We start from the raw sequence: 20,486 nt of genomic DNA, 5'->3' as shown, positions 1-20,486 counted from the left end.
TCAGCAGCCGTTCGCGTCCACGACGATGGCGACGGTCTTGCCGCGCGACAGCGGATCCCATCCGGCCGCGATAGCCGAGGCGATGGCGTTGGTCACCAGCTTGGTGTCGATCCGCGAGGCCTTCAGCAGCGGCGCGCCGTAGCGGGGCTCGGGGCCGGGCGGAAACTCCACGACGGCCTCGCGCTGGCCTTCCAGGTGGCGCACGGCGATCGCCATGCCGTGCCGCTCCGGCTTCTCGCTGGACCAGCCGGGCTGGCGGTGCAGCCGCCAGAGATAGGTCTCCCCGTCGACCAGGATTTCCAGTTCCGCGCTTTGCTTCGTCTTCGCCATCGAAGGGTGTTACTTCGCGGAGCGCCTCCAGGCCACCCCGCCCCGCGATTGGACGCGCCGCCCGTCGGCCGCTAGCCTCCGCCAGGATCCACATCGGAGGGGAGAAGATGGCGGCTTATCGCAAAGGTCTGGTCGGGCTGGCGCTGGTTCTGGGGCTGGGCTTCGGCGCGGCGGCTCACGCCGAGCCGGCCGGACACATCACCGGAATCGGCGGCGTCTTCGTCAAGAGCAAGGATCCCAAGGCCCTCGCGCGCTGGTATCGCGACGTGTTGGGCGTGCCGGTCGAGGCCTGGGGCGGAGCGGCGTTCAAGACCGACGCGGCGGGCCATCCGCCGGTCGTCGTCTGGAACGCGGTTCGGGATACGTCCAGCTACATGGCGCCGTCGACCCGCGAGTTCATGATCAACTTCGCCGTCGACGACCTGGACGCCTATCTGGCGCGGCTGAAGGAAAAGGGCGTCACCGTCCTGAAGCGCGACGACAGCGACCCCAGCGGCAAGTTCGCGTGGATCCTCGACCCGGACGGCGTCAAGATCGAGCTGTGGCAGCCAACGGCCAAGTGAGGCCCGGTCGCCGGCCCGGCTAGGMCGCCTTGCCGACCACGAGGTTCCGGCCGGACTTCTTGGCCTCGTACACCGCCTCGTCGGCCCGCTTCATCAGGGTCTCGGGGGTGTCGTCCGGGCCGCTACTGGCCGAGACGCCGACCGAGATGGTGACGGTCAGGACCTCGGCGCCCTGGGCGACATGGAACGGCGAGCCGGAGACGTGCATGCGGATCCGCTCGGCGATGCGCAGGGCGTCGACCAGCTGGGTGTCGGGCATGATCACCGTGAACTCCTCGCCGCCGTAGCGGCAAGGCAGGTCGACGGCGCGGACGTTGGAGGCCAGGCGCAGGGCGAACTCGCGCAGCACCTCGTCGCCCACGTCGTGGCCGAAGGTGTCGTTGATCTTCTTGAAGTGGTCGATGTCGATCAGCAGGGCCGAGACCGGGTCGCCGCCCAKGGCCGCGCGCTTGACCAGCGAGTCCAGCTGGCCGGCCATGTAGCGGCGGTTGTGCAGCCCCGTCAGCTGGTCGGTGACCGCCAGTTCCAGGCTGTGGTCCAGGTTCTGGCGCAGATAGTCGGTGTAGCGCTTGCGCTGGATCTGGGTCTTGACCCGGGCCGACAGCTCCTGCGGGTCGATCGGACGCGGCAGGACGTCGTTGATCCCGATCTCCAGGGCCTTGACGATGCGCGGACGCTCGTCGGGATCGACCATGGCCAGTATCGGCAGGTGGCGGGTGCGCTCGTCCGAACGCAGGCCGGCGGCGAAGCGCAGGCCGTCGAAGCCCTTGGCCGCGGCGTTGATGATCACCAGGTCGACCGGGCCGCCGGCGCTGATCTGGGCCTTGATCGGATCGGATTCGACCACCGGGCGATGCTCGACCGCCAGCTCGGCGGCCACGCGCTGGGCCTGGCGCTCGTTGTCGTCGACCACCAGCACCCGGCCGCCCAGGCCGTCCAGGCGCGAGGCGGCGCCGGCGATCACGCCCATGCGCCGGCCCGAGGCCTCGCGCTGGCGCAGTTCGTCGAGAACCAGCTTGAAGCGGGTCAGGCTGCGCACGCGGGCGAACAGCATGACGTCGTCGATGGGCTTGGTCAGGAAGTCCGAGGCGCCCGCCTCCAGCCCCTGGATGCGGTCGGCGCGGCCGTCCAGCGCCGTGACCAGCACCACCGGGATGTGGCGGGTGGCTGGGTCTTCCTTGAGTTTCTTGCAGACGGTGAAGCCGTCCATGCCGGGCATCATCACGTCCAGCAGGATCACGTCGGGCAGCTCGCTGGCCGCCAGGGCCAGGGCGGTGGGGCCGTCATAGGCGACCGAGACCTGGTAGTACTCGGCCGTCAGCTTGGCCTCGAGCAGGCGGACATTGGCCTCGATGTCGTCGACGACCAGGATGCGCGCGCTCACGGCCTACCTCTCCAGCAACCGGCGGATGGTGTCCAGGAAGTGCGACACCGAGATGGGCTTGGAGATATAGGCCTCGCACCCGCCCTCGCGGATGCGCTCCTCGTCGCCCTTCATGGCGAATGCCGTAACGGCGACGACGGGGATATGTGACAGATCGTCATCCTCCTTGAGCCACTTGGTGACTTCAAGGCCGGAGATCTCGGGCAGCTGGATGTCCATCAGGATCAGGTCCGGACGGTGCTCACGGGCGATCGACAGCGCCTGCAGCCCCTCGCGGGTCTGCAGGGTCTCGTAACCCTGGGCCTCGAGCAGGTCATGAAAGAGTTTCATGTTCAGCTCGTTATCCTCGACGATGAGGACCTTCTTCGTCATCCTGACCCCGACCATTCCGGTCCGTGGCGATGCGTGAGGGATTCGCGTCGCTTCTGGATTCCAGATCGCACGAATATCCTTAAGCCCGCGCTAATCGCGTTTTACCCCCGCCGACCGTAGATCATGGAACCCTGTTTTTCAGACCTCGAAGCCTGCACGGTGCGCCCTGACGCGCCCCTGGTCATCGTCGACGTGGACGAGGTGCTCGCGCGTTTCATGCATGGCTTCGGAACGTTCATCGGGCGCCATGGATTCGAGCTGCGATTCGACCGCTTCGCCCTGTTCCAGAACATCTACCGCCCGGGCGAGACCGAGCACCTGGATCTGATCGCCGGACGGGCGCTGTTCAACGACTTCTTCCGCGACGGGGCCGACGACCTGCTGCCCGCCGAGGGCGCGGCCGACGCCCTGGCCGACCTGTCGACCCGCGCCGGCGTGGTGATCCTGACCAACGCCCCCGAGCACGGCCGCCAGTCCCGCGCCCGCTGGCTGAAGACCCACGGCTTCGACTACCCGCTGGTGATCAACAGCGGCCCCAAGGGACCGTCGGCGGCGCACCTGTCGCAGCGCACGGCCTCGCCCTCGGTGTTCATCGACGACCTGCTGCCGCAGCTGGACTCGGTGGCCGAGAGCGCGCCGTGGGTCACCCGCTTCCAGATGGTGGCCGACGAGCGCCTGCGTCCCCTCGCCCCCTCCGATCCCGAGCGGCACGCCCGCATCGACCTGTGGCCGGACCTGAAGACGGCCATCGAGCGCAAGCTCTTCGAATGAAAGCGCTGTGCCGCGACTGCCTGGCGACGGGCGAGGCCAAGGTCTCGCGCTGTCCGGCCTGCGGATCGCCGCGCGTGGTCTTCCACGAGGAGCTGGGGCAGCTGTCCATGGCCCACATGGACTGCGACGCCTTCTACGCCTCGGTCGAGAAGCGCGACGACCCGTCCCTGCGCGACAAGCCGGTGATCGTGGGCGGGGGCAAGCGCGGTGTGGTGACGACGGCCTGCTACATCGCCCGCATGAGCGGCCCGCGCTCGGCCATGCCGATGTACAAGGCGCTGAAGCTGTGCCCCGAAGCCGTGGTCATCAAGCCCAACTTCGCCAAGTACAAGCACGAGAGCCGGCGGATCATGGCCAAGCTGGAGGCCCTGACGCCCCTGGTGCAGCCGCTGTCGCTGGACGAGGCCTGGATCGATCTTTCCGGCACCGAACGCCTGCACGGCGCCCCGCCGGCGGTGATGCTGGCGCGGGTGCAGAAGGCGATCGAGGAGGAGGTGAACATCACCGTCTCGATCGGCCTGGCCCCCAACAAGTTCCTGGCCAAGATCGCCTCGGAGCTGGACAAGCCGCGCGGCTTCTCGGTGATCGGGGCCAAGGGGATCGTCGAGTTCCTGGCTCCCAGGCCGGTGTCGATCCTGCCCGGGGTGGGCCCGGCCACGGTCACGGCCCTGGCGCAGGAGGGCCTGCGCACGGTCGGCGACATCGCCAACGCCGACCTGAAGTGGCTGGTCAAGGTGCTGGGCTCGGGCGGCCTTCGCCTGCACCACCTGGCCCACGGCCGTGACACGCGGATGGTCGATCCCGACCAGGAGCGCAAGACGATCAGCGCCGAGACCACCTTCAACGACGACCTCTACAAGCGCGAGGACCTCGAGGACGAGCTGTGGCCGCTGTGCGAGAAGGTCGCCCGTCAGGCCCGGGCGGGCGGAGTGGCCGGGCGGGTGGCGACGCTGAAGCTGCGCACGCCCGACTTCAAGATCCACACCCGCCGCCGCACCCTGCCCGTCCCGATCCAGACCGCCCGCACCCTGTTCCAGGTGGCGCGCGAGCTGCTGGCGGCCGAACCCAAGGGCCTGCACTACCGCCTGATCGGCGCGGGCCTGACCGACTTCGTACCCGCCGAGGGCGCGGCCGACGACTTCTTCGCCGGCGACGAGCGCCGGGCGCTGAAGAGCGAGACGGTGATCGACGGCCTGCGGGGCAAGTTCGGCGCGGCGGCCGTGGTCACAGGGCGGGCGCTGAAGGGCGCGGCGCCGGCCAAGACGCCTCCCGAAGAGTGACGCGCCGCCGTTGGCGGGCGGGCTTGCGCCGTTCGCAGCATTCCGATTGAAAGACCCTTGCCGTCCCGCAAGGATTTCGGCGTCTCAATCAGGGAACGCCCGATGATCTTCCGCCACCTGACCCTCGCCGCCCTGGCCGCGGCCGCCCCGGCCGTCTCGTCGTCCGCCCAGGCCGCTGCGCCGCACCACGCCACCGGGACCTTCGAGGTCAAGATCGTCCCGGCCACGGAGGACAAGGGAGACGGCTCGACGCTCAGCCGCCTGACCCTGGACAAGACCTATGCCGGCGCCCTGACGGCGACCAGCAAGGGCGAGATGCTGGCGGCCGGCGGCTCGGTGCCGACCTCGGCGGCCTATGTGGCGGTGGAACGGATCACCGGAACCCTGGACGGTCGCGCCGGCAGCTTCGCCGTCGTCCAGCACGGCTGGATGCAGGGCGACCAGCGGGTGATGGACGTGATGATCGTGCCGGACTCCGGCGGCGGCGCGCTGAAGGGCCTGGCCGGCACGTTCAAGATCGAGATCAAGGACGGCAAGCACTTCTACGTCATGGACTACACGCTGGACGGCCAGTAGCCGTCCAGCCGCCTACATCAGCGAGCCCTTGCCGCTGGTCACTTCCGTGTAGCGGTGCACCCGCACGGCCTGGACCAGGCCGAAGCCGACCATGACCGTCAGCATGACGGTGCCGCCGTACGACAGCATCGGCATGGGCACGCCCACCACCGGCGCCATGCCCATCACCATCGCGCCGTTGATCAGGACGTAGAGGGCGAAGGTCGCGGTCACCCCGGCGGCCGACAGGCGCCCGAAATGGCTGTGGCTGATCGAGGCGATGCGCAGGGCCATGAAGATGGCCACGCCGTACAGGAACAGCACGCTGACGCAGCCCAGGAAGCCGAACTCCTCGGCCAGGGTGGCGAAGATGAAGTCGGTCTGCTTTTCCGGCAGGAAGTTCAGCTGGCTCTGCGAGCCCAGGCCGAAACCCTTGCCCAGCAGACCGCCCGAGCCCAGGGCGATCTTGGACTGCATGATGTGATAGCCGTTGCCGGACGGGTCCTTCTCCGGGTCCATGAAGGTCAGGATCCGGTTGCGCTGGTAGTCGTGCAGCACGAAGAAGATGAACGGCGGCAGGGCCGCGAGGCCGGCCACGATCCCGGCGATGATCAGGCGCAGCGACAGGCCGGCCAKCACCATCACCGCCAGGCCCGGCAGGGCGATCAGCACGGCGGTGCCAAGGTCCGGCTGGTGGGCCACCARCAGGGTCGGGGCGCCGATCAGGGCGGCGGGGATCAGCAACTTCCACGACAGCCGGGCGCTGTCGGCCGACAGGCCGTGATAGTAGCGGGCCAGGGCCAGGACGACGCCGATCTTCATGATCTCGGACGGCTGGAAGCGCAGCGGCCCGATGGCCAGCCAGCGCTGGGCGCCCAGCGACACGTCGCCGACCGCCTCCACCGCCACCAGCAGCAGCAGGGCGATGCCGTAGATCGGATAGGCCATGGTGAACCAGACCCGCAGGTCCACCATCGCCAGCAGGATCATCATCACGAAATAGATGCCGAAGCGCAGCAGGTGCTTGTCGGCCCACGGCTCCCACGAGGCGCCGGCGATCGAGAACAGCATGAGCGCGCCCGTGCCGGCGATCAGGCACAGGACCAGACACAGGGTCCAGTCGATCTCCATGAACTTGATGATCGGCCGGTCGCGTTCGCCGGGCCGGGAAAGGCCGCCGCTGAGGGTCATCGGGGAGCTCCAGGGACGGGAGGCGCGGGAACGATCGGGGTCGCAGGCGCGGGCGGCGGCGCGCCCACGGTCGGATCGTCGGGGGCGGCGCCCTCGACCGAGCCGTCGGGCGTCACCGCGTCCGGTTCGGGCGGCAGAGGCATGGGACGCTCGATGCGGGCGCGGACCTCGGGGTCCTTCAGCAGCGCCACGCGCATCACCTCGCGGGCCCGGGGCGCACCGGCGGTGGCGCCGCCCAGGCCGCCGTGCTCGACGATGACGGCCACGGCGTAGCGCGGGTCGTCATAGGGGGCGAAGGCGACGAACAGGTTGTGGTCCTTGAGCTTCCAGGCGACGTTGGTGCTCTTGCGGTCGGCGACCTTGTCGTAGCTGCGCACCTGGGCCGTGCCGGTCTTGCCGGCCATCTTGACGTCGCCCAGGCCCAGCTGGCTCTGGCGATAGGCGGTGCCGCGCACGTCGTTGGCCACCGCCTCCATGCCGCCGCGTACATAGGCCAGGTGCTCGGGCGTGAACGGCAGGTCGGGCACGGCCGCGCCGCTGGGCTGCTCGACGCCGCCGACCGACTTGATCAGGCGAGGATTGAGCGCCTTCTTGCTGTTGGCCAGGCGCGAGACCATCACGGCCAGCTGCAGGGCGTTGACGCTGAGCGCGCCCTGCCCGATCCCGTAGCTGGGGGTCTCGCCCGGAAACCAGATCTGGTTGGCCGGATTCTTCTTGTTGGCCCGCTTCTTCCATTCACGGTCGGGGACCAGGCCCTTCTTCTGGCCCGGGATGCCGATGTCGAACGTCTGGCCGAAGCCCATGGCCCGCGCGGCGGTGGCGATGGCGTCGGGGCCGATCTTCAGGGCCGTCTGGTAGAAGTAGATGTCGCACGAGTTCTTGATGGCCTCGTGCATGTTCTGCGAGCCGTGGCCGCGCTTCTCCCAGCACCGCCAGGTGCGGCCGCCGTAGTACCAGCTGCCGCCGCACGCGACCCGGACCTCGGGATCGATCCCAGCGGTCAGGGCGGCCAGGCCCACGGTCGGCTTGAAGGTCGAGCCGGGCGGGAAGTTGCCGCTCAGCGCCTTGTCCAGCAGGGGTTTGCGCTCGTACTCGGCCAGGGCCTTGTACTCGGGGCCCGACAGGCCCTTCACGAAGCGGTTGGCGTCGAAGCTGGGGGCCGAGACCATGGCCAGCAGGTCGCCGTTGCGCACGTCCATCACGACGATCGCGCCGCTTTCGTCGCCCATCACCTCCAGCGCGCGGTTCTGGATGTCGGCGTCCAGGGTCAGGCGCACTTCCTTGCCCGGCGTGGGCGGGATGTCGCCCTCGGGATCCAGGCGGACCACGCGCCCCTGGGCGTCGACCTCGGCCTTGGTGGCGCCGGGACGGCCGCGCAGCTCGCGGTCCAGGGCCTTCTCCACGCCCTGCTTGCCGATCCGGAAGCCCGGATGGTGCAGCAGGTCCTGGTCGGGCTCGTCCTTGGCCTTCTCCAGGTCGCGGTCCGAGACCTTGGCGACGTAGCCGATCACGTGGGCGAAGGCGCCGCCGAACGGATAGACCCGCACCTCGCCCATGTCGGCGGTCACGCCGGGCAGCTCGGGGGCGCGGATGTTGACGCGGGAGAACTCCTCCCAGGTCATGTCCTCCATCACGGCCACCGGCGCCTTCTTGGGGGCGCGGGCGATGTCCTTGATCAGGCGGGCGCGACGCGTGCCGTCGATCGGCACCAGCTTGGCCAGGTCGTCCAGCGTGGCCTCGACGTCGAAGTCCTTGGACTCCTTGCTGACCATCAGCCGGAAGTTCGGACGGTTCGAGGCCAGGGCCACGCCGTTGCGGTCCAGGATCAGGCCGCGCGGCGGCGGCGTCAGGCGGTAGTTGAACTGGTTGCCGGCCGACAGCTTCTGGTACCGGCGGGCCTCGACCAACTGCAGCTGGGCCAGGCGGCCGCCCAGGGCCAGCAGGCCGCCCCCGGCCAGGCCGCCCATCAGGAACGCGCGGCGGTGGAACACCCCCTGCCGTTCGTTGACCTCGAAGAAGAAGATTGACGGTTCGCTCATGGCGTCACCGGAACCGAACGTCCGCGTCCTCGAACCGGTCGATCAGCCGGTGGGCGAACGGGAACAACAGGGCCGTGACCAGGAACTGCCAGAACACGGCCAGAAGGCTGGGCATGGCCAGGCTGTCCAGCATGCTGAACAGGAAGCCGCCGGCCATGGCCACGGCGGTGACGCCGGCGAACCAGGCCCACATCATCGGCCGGCTCTGGCCGGTCATCATGTTGCGGCCGGTCAGGGCGGTGGCGTAGGCGATAAGCAGCGACAGGCCCCACAGGCCGGTCGGACCGCCCCAGAAGGTGTCCAGGAACAGGCCCAGCAGCAGCAGGGCGAAGGGCGCCAGGATCGACGGGCGGATCAGGGCCCAGGCGAAGGCCGGGACCATGGCGAACACCGGCTCGGGCAGCTGCAGGCCGAAGATGCGGATCGGCGCCGCGAAGGCGATCGTCGCCAGCACGCAGAACAGCGCGGGCACGCCCAGCCAGCGGCCGGGATGCAGAGGCCGCGCGCCGCCCATCCTAGATCGCTCCGCCGGTCGGCTGACCCGCGGTCGGCTTGGGAGTCGCGGGCTTGGCCGCCGGGGGCGTCGTCGGCTTGGCCGCGGGCGCGGCCGCGGCCGGCGTCTGGGCGGCCGGCTTGGGCGGCGTCGCGCCCGGAGCCGGGGTCGGCGGCGGCGTCGCGCCGGTCGGGGCCGGCGGCTTGGCCGGAGTGGCGGTCGGACCCAGGATCGAGACGTCGGGGTCCTCGGTGGTGACCGGCGGCAGGCTGCGGGTCAGCAGCGCCTTCTGGTCGGCCAGCTGCGAGAAGTCCTTGAACAGCAGGATGCGGACATAGTCGATGGCGGCGTCGTCGGCGAACAGCACCACGCGCCAGCGGCCGTCCAGGCCCTTGACCGCCGCGCCAACCGGCAGGCCGCGCGGCACCACGCCGCCGTCGCCCGAGGTGACGACCCGGTCGCCTTCCTTGATCGGGTCCACGCCGCGCAGATATTCCAGCTTGGGATTGGGACCGCCGTCGCCGGTCAGGATGGCGCGGGCGTTGGTGCGGTCGATCATCACCGGCGTGCGCGAGGCGATGTCGGTCAGCAGCAGCACCCGGCTGGCCCCGTGGGCCACGCCGACCACGCGGCCGACCAGGCCGCGCTCGTTCATCACCGGATTGCCGACCACCACGCCCTTTTCCGAGCCGCTGTCGGCCAGGCGGGTGTTGGCGAACGGACCGCGGGTGTCGCTGACGACGCGCGCGGCGACCATCGGGATCGGCGGGTCGGTGCGCAGGCCCAGCAACGAGCGGTAGCTCTGGTTCTTGTCGACCTCGGCCAGGTACATGTCGCGATAGCCGCGCATCTCCTTCAGCTCGGCCTTCAGCCGGCGGTTCTCGGAGGCGGTGAAGAAGTAGCTGCTGATGAAGTCGACGCCCAGGCCGGTCCAGCGGCCGGGCGCGGCGATCACGCCGCTGACCGGCTTGGACACCGTGTCGACCGTCTGGCGGGTGACGCCGTAGGCCTGTTGCTGAAGGGTCTCGCGCCGATCGGCCAGCAGGAACGCCACCGCGATCACGACCGCGACGATCAACGCCACGGCCGCGGTCCAGGTAAGCGGCACTTTCAGGTCACCGAGCGGACCTTCGCGAAAGGGCACGTACTAGTTCTCCCGACGCCCCCCGCGGCGTCCAGATTGAATTGACGCCTAGGCGAGAGTCGATTCAAGCACGCCCTTCATCCACTTGGGATGCTCGAGCACCTTGCCGCAGCCCAGGGCCACGCACGACAGCGGATCGTCGGCCACGGTGACCGGCAGGCCGGTGTGGTCGCGGATCTCGGCGTCCAGGCCGCGCAGCAGCGCGCCGCCGCCGGTCAGCATGATGCCCTTGTCGGCGATGTCGCTGGCCAGTTCCGGCGGGGTGGCTTCCAGGGCCACCTTCACGGCCTCGACGATCTGCCCGACCGGTTCGGCCAGGGCGTCGGCGGCCTGCTTTTCGCTGATGCGCACTTCGCGCGGCACGCCCTGCATCAGGTCGCGGCCCTTGACGTCGATCGACAGGCCTTCGCCGTCGGCCGGCGCGCGGGCGGTGCCGATTTCCTTCTTGATGCGCTCGGCGGTCGTCTCGCCGATCAGCAGGTTATGGTGGCGACGCATGTAGCTGATGATCGCCTCGTCCATCTTGTCGCCGCCGACGCGGACCGAGCGCGAATAGACGATGCCCGACAGCGACAGCACGGCCACCTCGGTGGTGCCGCCGCCGATGTCGACGACCATTGAGCCGGTCGGCTCGTGGATGGGCAGGCCGGCGCCGATCGCGGCGGCCATCGGCTCGTCGATCAGGCCCACGCGGCGGGCCGAGGCGTTCAGGCAGCTGTCGTTGATGGCGCGGCGTTCCACGGCGGTGGCGCCCGACGGCACGCAGACGATGACCTTGGGGTTCACGAAGCCCTTGCGGTTGTGGACCTTGCGGATGAAGTACTTGATCATCTCCTCGGCGACTTCGAAGTCGGCGATGACCCCGTCCCGCATCGGGCGGATGGCTTCCATGTGGCCCGGCGTGCGGCCCAGCATCTGCTTGGCCTCGATCCCCACCGCGTGGACGATCTTGCGGCCGCCGACGTTACGCAGCGCGACCACCGACGGCTCGTTCAAGACGATGCCCTTGCCCTTCATGTAGATGAGGGTGTTGGCGGTGCCCAGGTCGATGGCGATGTCGTTGGAGATGACGCCGAAGAGGGAAGAAAACATTGAAAGCCCTGACTGAGGGATAGGGGGGCGAAGGCGACGGGTCTTTAGAAGGAGAAGATGGCGAGTAGGCGGAAACGGAGCCATTTGCGTCGCCGAAGCGACGAAGGCGAAGGGAAAAGATGGCTCCTACTTCAATTCCAAAAGAGGACAACATGATTCCCGCAAAATGCGGGCTTATGTCCCATTGACGAGCGCCTGCCGCACGACGGGAGCGCTGGCTCCCCGCCGCGCCGTCGTCTGACTGCCACAAAGCTGCCGACGAAGCCCGTTTGCCCTGCGAAAGCGTTGAATTCAAGGTCTATTACAGCCCTTGGATCACCTGTTTTCGCAGAACGGCGGCGCCGGGGGTTTCATCCCAGAAACATGGCGTTTTCTAGCCGAGCGCGGCCATGGCCACCCCGGCCGCCGCGATCAGGCMGAAGATCATCTGAACGGCGGTCAGTCTCTCGGCGAACAGGCGGMGTCCCGCGAAGGCCGCGATGGGCGCCTCGACCACCCCGACCGCCCTCACCTGCCCGGCCGGCGCCAGGGCCAGGGCGATGAACCAGCCGGCCGAGGCCGCCGCGCCCCAGAACCCCGMCCCCAGCGACGGCCGCCAGGCCCGGGCCACGGCGACCAGGGCCGCGCGGTCGGTGATCGCCAGGTACAGGGTCAGGCCCAGGGTCTGGACCGCCTGGACGATGATCAGGGTCACCACCGCCGCGAAGATCGGATGATGGGGCTCCAGCGCATGGCCGGCCTGTCGGAAGGCGTTCAGCGAAACGCCGAACGCCAGGCCGGACAGCAGGCCGAACAGGCCGMCGCTGACGGGCTGGTCGCCCGAAGCGCCCGTGCGCGGCCAGGTGACCACCAGCAGGGCCACGCTGGTCAGGGCCACCCCTGTCCAGCCCAGGGCCGTCAGCCGCTCGCCATAGACCAGCCAGCCCAGCAGGGCCGCCAGGGGGATCGAGCTCTGCTGCACGGCCGTGGCCACGGCGAAGCCCGCGCGGCGCATGGCCACCAGCAAGGCCGCCGTCGCGGCGATCTGGCTGGCGCCGCCCATCAGGGCCGGCGTCCAGAAGTCCAGACCCGCGTGCGGATGCTCGCCCCGCGTCAGGGTGAAGGCGACGGCGACGAACACCGCCGTGAACGGCAGGCCGAACAGGAACCGCACCAGGGTCGCCCCCCAGGGCCCCGTCCCGCCCATGACCGAGCGCTGGGCGGCGTTGCGGGCCACCTGGGCGAACGAGGCCGCGATGGTGATGGGAATCCAGATCATCTGATCTTCCTTATGCCGCCCTTATGCGGACGGCGTGTTTCCGAATGGAGGTCTTAGGCCGCCTGGGCGCACACCCTCGGCGTCGGCCCGTCCGGTGACGGGCGCGACCAGTCAGAGGTTGTCGACCATGTCGTCCCATCCGTTCCGTCAAGCCGCGCAGTTCCTGCTGGGCGTCCCGACCGAGGGGATCCACCACACGCTCGGGCGTATGCTCGCCGTCGCCCAGGCCACCCCGCTGTGCTTCGTGGCGGTGACYGGGCCCGAGGCGGGCGAGGCGATGAGCGTGCTCTGGCGAAAGGGCTACGACCGGGTCGAGGCCGCCCGCCGCGCCACCTGCCGCGCGGCCGACGAACAGAGCGACGTGCTGCTGATCGTGGGCTGCTCGACCGTGGCCGACGCGCGCGCCGCCGCGGCCTCGACCCTGACCATGCTCCGCCCGGGCGGGGCGATGGTCATCGACGCCGGCGCGTTCCTGGACCAGGAACCGCGCCGGGCGCTGTGCGAGGATCTGCGGGCCCTGGGCCTGGAGGTCGAACCCCAGGCCTGCCTGTCGGCGGAACTGTTGGCGACGCGGCCGTTCTCGAAGCGGGAAGCGGCCTAGAGCCTTCCTTCGGAAGGCTCTACGTCAAGCACTTGGAGCGCGTTCAGCGCGCTCCAGCGGTTGCTAGAAGCCGCTGGCGATCGCCGTGTCCGGCCGGCTCTTTTCCTTGCGCGCCATGAGGTTGTTCAGGGCGTTCACATAGGCCTTGGCCGAGGCGGTCAGGGTGTCGGTGTCGGCCGCTTGCCCCGTGGCGATGCGGCCGTCCTCTTCCAGACGGACCGAGACCTGGGCCTGGGCGTCGGTGCCTTCGGTCACCGCGTGCACCTGGAACAGGCGCAGGGCGGCGTTGTGCGGGACGATCGCCAGGATCGCGTTGAACACGGCGTCCACCGGACCGTCGCCCGAGGCCTCCGAGGTCTTGGTCTCGCCATCGACTTCCAGGGTCAGCTCGGCCGACTGGCCGTCGGTGCCGGCCACCACGCGCAGGTGGGTGACGCGGATGCGCTCCGAGCCGCGCGCCAGGGCGTCGTCGACCAGGGCGATGATGTCGTCGTCGTAGACGTGCTTCTTGCGGTCGGCCAGGTCCTTGAAGCGGCCGAAGGCCTCCTTCAGGGCGTTCTGGCCCAGCTCGTAGCCCAGGTCCTTCAGCTTGGCGCGGAAGGCGTGGCTGCCCGAGTGCTTGCCCATGACCAGGCTGGACGGCGCCTGGCCGACCGATTCCGGGGTCATGATCTCGTAGGTCTCGCGGTTCTTCAGCATCCCGTCCTGGTGGATGCCGCTTTCATGCGCGAAGGCGTTCTTGCCGACGATGGCCTTGTTGTACTGCACCGGGAAGCCGGTGATGGCCGAGACGTAGCGGCTGGCGCGGGTGATGTGGGTGGTGTCGATGCCCGTCTGGAACGGCAGGCGGTCGCCGCGCACCTTCAGGGCCATGACGATCTCTTCCAGGGCGGCGTTGCCGGCCCGCTCGCCCAGGCCGTTGATCGCGCACTCCACCTGGCGCGCCCCGCCCTGCACGCCGGCCAGGCTGTTGGCCACGGCCAGGCCCAGGTCGTTGTGGCAGTGGGTCGAGAAGATCACCCGATCCGCGCCGTCGACGTTCTCGACCATCCACTTGAACAGGTCGGCGTACTCGGACGGATAGGTGTAGCCGACGGTGTCGGGCAGGTTGATCGTGGTGGCGCCGGCCTTGATGGCGGTCTCGATGGCGCGGCGCAGGAACTGGCGGTCGCTGCGGGTGGCGTCCTCGGCCGACCACTCGACGTCGTCGCGCAGGTTGCGCGCGTGGCCGACCGAGCGGGCGATCACGTCGATGACGGCGTCCGGCTCCATCTGCAGCTTGTGCTTCATGTGCAGGTCGCTGGTGGCGATCACCACGTGGATGCGGCCGCGCTGCGTGCCCTTCAGGGCCTCCGCACATCTATCGATATCCACCTGGTGGGCGCGGCACAGGCCGGCGACGGTKGAGTTCTTGACGATCTTGGCGATCTCGCGGACCGCTTCGAAGTCGCCGTTCGAGGCGATCGGGAAGCCGGCCTCGATGACGTCGACCCCCATCTCCTCGAGGATCTTGGCCAGTTCCAGCTTCTCGTCATGCGACATCGAGGCGCCGGGCGACTGCTCGCCGTCGCGCATGGTGGTGTCGAAAATGACGACGTTGTCGCGCTTGTCGAAAGCGGCGGGCGTTACGGAGCTCATGGGATCTACTCGTCGGAAGGTGTCTGCGTGCGGCGGCGATTGGGTCAGTCATCCCCTGCGCGCCCGGCCACGACGAAGCGCGGCCCCTAGAGCGCCCAGGGGTTGGTAAGCCGAAGCGAAAGCAGTTGGCGCGCGACGTTCATGGTTCGCTTTCTACACAGCGCCCCGAAAAGCGGCAAGCATTTTGCGTTAATCGATCAATTCGCCGCATGCGAAGCAAGTTTTCACCTATGCGCGTGAGATGCGGGGTCAACTCGGCCAGGACTTCGCAAGGTTCACGCGTCAAACGCCCCGGAGACCGGGCCAAGACGGCGCGAACCGCCCTCGCCTAGTCCGCGGCCTCTTCGCGCTTCTTCAGCCAATTACGGGCGATCAGGCCGGCGCCGATCCAGACCGCCACGGCGATCACCAGCATCACGATGTGCTGCTTGCCGCCGCCCTTCAGGGCCTGGACGATCGAATTGCCGGCGAAGGCGGTCAGGGCGATCTTGGGGATGATGCCGACCGCCGTGCCGGCGGCGAAGTCGCGCAGCTTCATCGGCGTGACGCCGGCCGCCATGTTGACGACGATGAACGGCGCCGACGGCACCAGGCGCACGATCAGGCTGGCCAGGAAGCCGTTGCGGCCGATCAGCTTCATGAACTTGGCCACGCCGTCGCCCGCCAGGTCCTTCAGCAGCCGGCCGCCGAACGCCCGCCCCAGCCAGAACCCGACCAGGGACGAGACCAGGGTGCCGATCCAGCTGTAGGCGAAACCGGTCCAGGGTCCGAAGGCGACCACCGCCGCCGCGATCAGCACGAACTGCGGCACGCCGATGAAGGCCAGGACCGCAAAGGCGCTGACCGCGACCGGCAGGGCCCAGGGCCCGTGGGCCGCGCCYAGCCACTGCTCGACCGTGACCTCGCCGTTCAGGCCCAGCAGCTGAGCCCCGAACAGGAAGACCACCCCCACCCCGCCGAACAGCACGAACGACACCGCGACCGTGCGCCAGGCCTTGGCGTCCATGTTGGTGAAGAAGTCGATCAGGCGGCGAAGCATCCGCCTGCCTCGCCCATGGCCAACGCCCGGTCAAGCACGCCGCGGACGCAAATCGCCCATCGGCCGCTCATTTTCTCGTCAGGCTTCCCGTGGGACGGGTCCGCCGCAAGGTTAAGTTTCCCGCGCGGCGACATTCCCGTTGCGAAGCTGTCGTAAGGCGCGGCTAAGTTATCCACAGGCTCCCGACCTTGCGGAAAGCGCTGTGTACGGGAAGCGTTGGGGGAGCGTCCGACGTGAAGACCCTGGCTGTGATCTCCCGCAAGGGCGGGGCCGGCAAGACGACCCTGGCGATCAACCTGGGCCTGACCGCCCACCTGGCGGGGTGGAAAACCCTGCTGGCCGACATCGATCCCCAGCGCTCGGCGTCCGACGCCCTGCGGGCCCGCGCCGAACCTGGGCCCAGCCTGGCCGAGATCAACGCCGGCAAGCTGTTCCAGACCCGTTCGCAGGCCGTGCACGACGCCTATAACGTTATGCTGATCGACACCCCGGCCGCGCCGGACGCCGACGTGGCCGTGGCGGTCAATTCCGCCGACCTGTGCGTGCTGGTCTGTCGCCCGACCTTCCTGGACATCGCCTCGGTGGCGCGCTCGGCCGAGATGGTCCGGCGCCTGGGCAAGGCGGGACTGATCGTGCTGAACCAGGCGCCGTCCCGGCGCTCGGGTCTGGAGCCGGCCAGCGTGCAGCAGGCCATCGAGGCCCTGCGCTTCTGCGGCCTGCCCATCGCCCCGGTCGGGCTGCGGTCGCGGGCCATCTACCAGCAGGCGATCGCCCGGGGATTGTCGGTCGCCGAGTGGGATCCGGCGGCCCCGGCCGCCCAGGAAATCGACCGCCTGTGGAGCCACGTGGCCGCCCTGCTGGCGCTGGACGGGCGCGGCCGCGACGCCCGCGCCGTCTGAACTTGCCGTCGCTGCGGCATTTTCGCAGCAAGGCCAATGGTTTGTAGCAATTTTACCTTAGACGCCAGATAATCCGCAGGTTGAAGTTCTGTTTACATCTTGACCATAACACTTGGCCACCTTGGGGAACCTTGCGGCCTCCAGTCGCTCGGTATGGGCAAAGAGTGCACGTCGTGAAGACAATTACTGTGCTTTCCCGAAAGGGCGGATCAGGCAAGACCACCCTGGCCGTCAACCTGGCGCTGATGGCCTATCTGGCCGGCCACAGGGTGCTGCTGGCCGACATGGACCCGCAGCGCTCCGCGGCGGACGCCCTGCGCGCCCGCCCCGCGCCGGGGCCGGCCCTGGCCGAGATCACCGCCGGCAAGCTGTTCATGACCAAGTCCAACGCCATGCGCGAGGGCTACGACTACCTGTTCATCGACACCCCCGCCGCGCCCGAGGCCGACGTCGCCCAGGCGGTGAATGTCGCCGACTTCTGCCTGGTGGCGGGCCGGCCCTCGTTCCTCGACCTGGCCCCGATCGTGCGCACCGCCGAAGMGGTCCGCCGCCTGGGCAAGGGCGGGCTGGTGGTGCTGAACCAGGCCCACACCAACCGGCCGGAAGTGGCCCCCGTGGCCTTCCCCGAGATCATGGAAGCCCTGCGGTTCTGCGGCCTGCCGCTGGCCCCGCACGGCCTGCGCTCGCGCGAGGCCTTCCAGAAGGCGATGGCGCAAGGCCGCTGCGTGGCCGAGCACGAGCCGGGCAGCCCCGCCGCCCGCGACCTGGAACGCCTCTGGGCCTATGTCGAGGTCGAAATCGGCGGCCTCGGCGGCAGCCTGGGCGAAACCGCGATGCGGACCGTCCTGACCGCCTGATCCGGCTTTCGTTCCGGACCGACGCTGACTAGGTTCGCGCCATCAGCGGCGGAGCCTTTCATGAAACTTCTCGGCGTCTCCGGCAGCCTGCGGGCGGCCTCCTACAACACCGCCCTGCTGCGCGCCGCCCAGGAGTGCGCGCCCGAAGGCGTGACGATCGAGATCTTCCGCCTGCACGACCTGCCGCTGTTCAACCAGGACGTCGAGGACCAGGGCGATCCTGAACCCGTCAAGGCCTGGAAGGACGCCATCCGCGGCGCCGACGCCCTGCTGCTGGCCTGCCCGGAATACAACGGCGGGGTCACCGGCGTGCTGAAGAACGCCATCGACTGGGCCTCGCGCGGTTCACCCTCGGCCCTGCAGGGCAAGACCGCCTGCATCATCGGCGCCTCGCCGGGCGTCACCGGCACGGTCCGCGGCCAGGACGCCCTGCGCCAGTCGCTTCGCAAGGTCTCGGCCGAGTACTGGCCGCTCAGCGAGATGCTGGTCGGCCAGGCCCACACCAAGATCGAGAACGGCCAGGTGATCGACKAGAAGACCCTGGCCTATCTGGGCCGGCACGTGACGGCGTTCATCGAGCACCTGCGGGCGGCCGGCAAGTAGCCCTACTTGGCCGCCATCGACGGGTCGTAGTTGGGGCCGAAGTCCAGCACGAACAGCGGGCCCAGCACCACGGTCTGCTTGGCGCTGCCCAGGTGCAGGGCCACGCCCGCCCCGCCCTTTTCCGCGTCCATGCTCGCGCGGCCGCTGACGGTGTAGATCTGCCACTCGCCGCTGGTCACCGCGACCTTGCCCTCGACGATGCCGCCCCACGGTTCGGCCGCCTGCTGGACACGCACCGAGCTGATGTTGGCCGTCGCCGGTCCGCCGCCGACCGGCTCGGCCTTGGCCCAAAAGGCKATGGTGATGACGTCGCCCTTGGTGATCTTGCCGTTGACGGCCTGGCCGGCGGCGCTGTCCCAGGGCTTGTCCGGCGTCGGCGAGGCGACCTGGACCCGCACGCCGTTCCCGCCGACCACCGCCTTGTCCTTGACCGGCGCGTTGGTCTGGCCGGGCCCGTAGACGTTCCAGGCCACCGACGGCTTGTTGATGGCGTATTTCATGATGCCCTGGGCGGCCGGCTCGGCCGCGTGGGCCGCCGGCGGCGCGGCGGCGGACAGGCTCAGCGCCGCCACGGCGGCCAGGATCGCGATCTTCGTCATGTTTCCCCCTTCATGAGACGCGGCGTGCGTCGATCCCCCGCCGACGGCGGACGATGTTGGTCGTTTCCTCCCGGGCCGCCCGCCCTGCGGCGCGGCCTCTCGTATTTGTATGATAGCGGTACCGTGAGACCACGAAACGCGCAAGAACCCCGCGCTTTCGGCCCTTTGTTGCGTTGCACCGCGGCAAGCGCGGGCGTAAAGACCGCCGCAATCCTGAAACCGGGCTTTCGAGTCCACGTCCTCCCAGGGGAGTCCTGAACCATGTCGCTCGAGTCCGCCGCCCTGCGGCGCATCGCCCCGTCCGCCACCATCGCGATCAGCGCCAAGGCGCGCGCCCTGAAGGCGGCTGGACGTGACATCATCGCCCTGTCCGCGGGCGAGCCGGACTTCGACACCCCCGACAACATCAAGGACGCCGCCATCGCCGCCATCAAGGCCGGCAAGACCAAGTACACCGACCCGGACGGCATGCCCGAACTGAAGGCGGCGATCTGCGCCAAGTTCAAGCGCGAGAACGGCCTGGACTACAAGCCCAGCCAGGTCCACGTCGCCCCGGGCGGTAAGCCGGTGATCTACAACGCCCTGGTCGCCACCCTGAACCCGGGCGACGAGGTGATCATCCCCGCGCCGTACTGGGTGTCGTACCCCGACATGACCCTGCTGGCCGGCGGCACGCCCGTGTCGGTGGAAACCACCGCCGAGAGCGGCTTCAAGATCACGCCGCAAGCGCTGGAAGCGGCGATCACGCCCAAGTCCAAGTGGCTGATCATCAACAGCCCGTCCAACCCCTCGGGCGGCGCCTATACGCGCGCCGAACTGCAGGCCATCGCCGACGTCCTGCTGCGCCACCCGCAGGTCTGGGTGCTGACCGACGACATGTACGAGCACCTGGTGTTCGACGACTTCGAGTTCACCACCATCGCCCAGGTCGAGCCCAAGCTCTACGACCGTACACTGACGATGAACGGCGTCTCGAAGGGCTATTCGATGACCGGCTGGCGGATCGGCTACGCGGCCGGCCCGGAAGCGCTGATCAAGGCCATGGGCAAGATGATCAGCCAGACCACGTCGAACCCCTGCTCGATCTCGCAGTGGGCGGCGCTGGAGGCCCTGAACGGCCCGCAGGACTTCATCAAGCCGAACGCCAAGCTGTTCCAGGAGCGCCGCGACCTGGTCGTGTCGATGCTGAACCAGGCGACCGGCCTGCACTGCCCCACCCCGGAAGGCGCGTTCTACGTCTATCCGTCGTGCGCCGGCCTGATCGGCAAGACCGCGCCCTCGGGCAAGGTCATCGAGACCGACGAGGACTTCGCCGGCGAACTGCTGGAAGCCGAGGGCGTGGCCGTGGTGCACGGCGCGGCGTTCGGCCTGTCGCCGTTCTTCCGCATCAGCTACGCCACCGCCAACGACGTGCTGGAAGACGCCTGCGCGCGCATCCAGCGCTTCTGCGCCAGCGTGAAATAGGCGTCAGCGCCTTCGCGGCCGTCATTCTCGCCCGCTGGCGAGGATGACGGCTGTAAATACCGTCCGATCCGCGCTACCGTTTCCCCCTGGCCGCATTCCTCGCGGGACAGGGAGACCGTCGTCATGCCGCGCACGCCCAACTACGCCTTCGAACGCCAGGAACGCGATCGGCTGAAGGCCGAAAAGGCCGCACAGAAGGCCGCCGAAAAGGCCGCCGCCAAGGCCGCCGAAGCCGCTTCCAAGTCGCCGGGCGATCCTCGCTGAGCGAAAGGCTCGCCGCGACATTCCGCGCGACTGCACGCATCCGCCGAGCA

The 20,486-nt window shown here is 69.1% G+C and carries 22 protein-coding genes; 10 read left to right on the top strand and 12 right to left on the bottom strand.

The window, feature by feature from the left end; translation table 11 throughout:
- Positions 1-330: a hypothetical protein gene (locus tag AC1U89_RS15900; RefSeq protein ID WP_479900661.1), complete on the bottom strand. Its 330-nt coding sequence runs from the start codon at positions 328-330 to the stop codon at positions 1-3.
- 107 nt (positions 331-437) lie between these two features.
- On the opposite strand from AC1U89_RS15900, the gene AC1U89_RS15895 reads away from it, so the two are divergent.
- Complete coding sequence (locus AC1U89_RS15895; protein WP_479900660.1) at positions 438-893, top strand: VOC family protein; 456 nt, start codon at positions 438-440, stop codon at positions 891-893.
- A gap of 19 nt (positions 894-912) precedes the next feature.
- On the opposite strand, the gene AC1U89_RS15890 is transcribed toward AC1U89_RS15895, so the two are convergent.
- Complete coding sequence (locus AC1U89_RS15890) at positions 913-2,277, bottom strand: PleD family two-component system response regulator (protein ID WP_479900659.1); 1,365 nt, start codon at positions 2,275-2,277, stop codon at positions 913-915.
- 3 nt (positions 2,278-2,280) lie between these two features.
- Positions 2,281-2,649 carry a cell-cycle response regulator DivK gene (divK, locus tag AC1U89_RS15885; RefSeq protein ID WP_029916211.1) on the bottom strand — a complete coding sequence of 123 codons (369 nt, stop codon included), beginning with the start codon at positions 2,647-2,649 and terminating at the stop codon, positions 2,281-2,283.
- Between the two features lie 123 nt (positions 2,650-2,772).
- Between divK and AC1U89_RS15880 the strand changes: the two genes are divergently transcribed.
- The 3 genes from AC1U89_RS15880 to AC1U89_RS15870 all read left to right on the top strand — a co-directional run bounded on the left by AC1U89_RS15880 (position 2,773) and on the right by AC1U89_RS15870 (position 5,276).
- Positions 2,773-3,420, top strand: a complete 648-nt coding sequence (locus AC1U89_RS15880; protein WP_479900658.1) for a hypothetical protein — start codon at positions 2,773-2,775, stop codon at positions 3,418-3,420.
- Positions 3,417-4,700 carry a DNA polymerase IV gene (locus AC1U89_RS15875; protein WP_479900657.1) on the top strand — a complete coding sequence of 428 codons (1,284 nt, stop codon included), beginning with the start codon at positions 3,417-3,419 and terminating at the stop codon, positions 4,698-4,700. The genes AC1U89_RS15880 and AC1U89_RS15875 overlap by 4 nt, the downstream gene beginning before the upstream one ends.
- 102 nt (positions 4,701-4,802) lie before the next feature.
- A complete protein-coding gene (locus tag AC1U89_RS15870) occupies positions 4,803-5,276 on the top strand; it encodes a DUF3224 domain-containing protein (protein ID WP_479900656.1) in 474 nt (157 codons plus the stop codon).
- Positions 5,277-5,288: 12 nt separating this feature from the next.
- Here AC1U89_RS15870 and rodA read toward each other — a convergent pair whose 3' ends face one another.
- The 6 genes from rodA to AC1U89_RS15840 all read right to left on the bottom strand — a co-directional run bounded on the left by rodA (position 5,289) and on the right by AC1U89_RS15840 (position 12,472).
- A complete protein-coding gene (rodA, locus tag AC1U89_RS15865) occupies positions 5,289-6,446 on the bottom strand; it encodes a rod shape-determining protein RodA (protein WP_479900655.1) in 1,158 nt (385 codons plus the stop codon).
- On the bottom strand, positions 6,443-8,485 hold the full coding sequence (gene mrdA, locus AC1U89_RS15860) for a penicillin-binding protein 2 (protein WP_479900654.1): 2,043 nt from the start codon (positions 8,483-8,485) through the stop codon (positions 6,443-6,445). The genes rodA and mrdA overlap by 4 nt, the downstream gene beginning before the upstream one ends.
- A gap of 4 nt (positions 8,486-8,489) precedes the next feature.
- Positions 8,490-8,999, bottom strand: a complete 510-nt coding sequence (locus AC1U89_RS15855) for a hypothetical protein (RefSeq protein ID WP_479900653.1) — start codon at positions 8,997-8,999, stop codon at positions 8,490-8,492.
- A gap of 1 nt (position 9,000) precedes the next feature.
- The gene (gene mreC, locus AC1U89_RS15850; RefSeq protein ID WP_479900652.1) at positions 9,001-10,122 is read right to left on the bottom strand and encodes a rod shape-determining protein MreC; all 1,122 of its coding nucleotides are present in this window, start codon (positions 10,120-10,122) and stop codon (positions 9,001-9,003) included.
- 48 nt (positions 10,123-10,170) lie between these two features.
- On the bottom strand, positions 10,171-11,214 hold the full coding sequence (locus AC1U89_RS15845) for a rod shape-determining protein (RefSeq protein ID WP_004623009.1): 1,044 nt from the start codon (positions 11,212-11,214) through the stop codon (positions 10,171-10,173).
- 373 nt (positions 11,215-11,587) lie between these two features.
- Positions 11,588-12,472: an EamA/RhaT family transporter gene (locus AC1U89_RS15840; protein WP_479900651.1), complete on the bottom strand. Its 885-nt coding sequence runs from the start codon at positions 12,470-12,472 to the stop codon at positions 11,588-11,590.
- 127 nt (positions 12,473-12,599) lie between these two features.
- Here AC1U89_RS15840 and AC1U89_RS15835 point away from each other — a divergent pair, with 127 nt between their 5' ends.
- Entirely contained in the window at positions 12,600-13,073 is a 474-nt protein-coding gene (locus tag AC1U89_RS15835; protein ID WP_479900650.1) for a hypothetical protein, read from the top strand.
- 63 nt (positions 13,074-13,136) lie between these two features.
- Here AC1U89_RS15835 and AC1U89_RS15830 read toward each other — a convergent pair whose 3' ends face one another.
- Positions 13,137-14,711: a 2-isopropylmalate synthase gene (locus AC1U89_RS15830; protein ID WP_479900649.1), complete on the bottom strand. Its 1,575-nt coding sequence runs from the start codon at positions 14,709-14,711 to the stop codon at positions 13,137-13,139.
- 328 nt (positions 14,712-15,039) lie between these two features.
- Positions 15,040-15,750: a TVP38/TMEM64 family protein gene (locus AC1U89_RS15825; protein WP_479900648.1), complete on the bottom strand. Its 711-nt coding sequence runs from the start codon at positions 15,748-15,750 to the stop codon at positions 15,040-15,042.
- Positions 15,751-15,983: 233 nt separating this feature from the next.
- Here AC1U89_RS15825 and AC1U89_RS15820 point away from each other — a divergent pair, with 233 nt between their 5' ends.
- The 3 genes from AC1U89_RS15820 (at position 15,984) to AC1U89_RS15810 (ending at position 18,109) form a co-directional block, all read left to right on the top strand.
- Positions 15,984-16,649 carry an AAA family ATPase gene (locus AC1U89_RS15820; protein WP_479900647.1) on the top strand — a complete coding sequence of 222 codons (666 nt, stop codon included), beginning with the start codon at positions 15,984-15,986 and terminating at the stop codon, positions 16,647-16,649.
- Between the two features lie 188 nt (positions 16,650-16,837).
- On the top strand, positions 16,838-17,506 hold the full coding sequence (locus tag AC1U89_RS15815; RefSeq protein ID WP_479900646.1) for an AAA family ATPase: 669 nt from the start codon (positions 16,838-16,840) through the stop codon (positions 17,504-17,506).
- 60 nt (positions 17,507-17,566) lie between these two features.
- Positions 17,567-18,109 (top strand): NADPH-dependent FMN reductase, encoded by a 543-nt coding sequence (locus tag AC1U89_RS15810; protein WP_479900645.1) that lies wholly within the window; start codon positions 17,567-17,569, stop codon positions 18,107-18,109.
- A gap of 2 nt (positions 18,110-18,111) precedes the next feature.
- Here AC1U89_RS15810 and AC1U89_RS15805 read toward each other — a convergent pair whose 3' ends face one another.
- On the bottom strand, positions 18,112-18,708 hold the full coding sequence (locus AC1U89_RS15805; protein WP_479900644.1) for a hypothetical protein: 597 nt from the start codon (positions 18,706-18,708) through the stop codon (positions 18,112-18,114).
- Positions 18,709-18,969: 261 nt separating this feature from the next.
- Between AC1U89_RS15805 and AC1U89_RS15800 the strand changes: the two genes are divergently transcribed.
- Entirely contained in the window at positions 18,970-20,172 is a 1,203-nt protein-coding gene (locus AC1U89_RS15800; protein WP_479900643.1) for a pyridoxal phosphate-dependent aminotransferase, read from the top strand.
- Between the two features lie 123 nt (positions 20,173-20,295).
- Positions 20,296-20,436, top strand: coding sequence for a hypothetical protein (locus tag AC1U89_RS15795; RefSeq protein ID WP_479900642.1), 141 nt, complete (start codon positions 20,296-20,298; stop codon positions 20,434-20,436).
- The last annotated feature ends 50 nt before the right edge of the window (positions 20,437-20,486 follow it).

The organism is Caulobacter sp. 05T431 (assembly GCF_056665975.1).
Note: the sequence above shows the minus strand (reverse complement) of the source record. Positions and strands in the feature narration are given on the sequence as shown.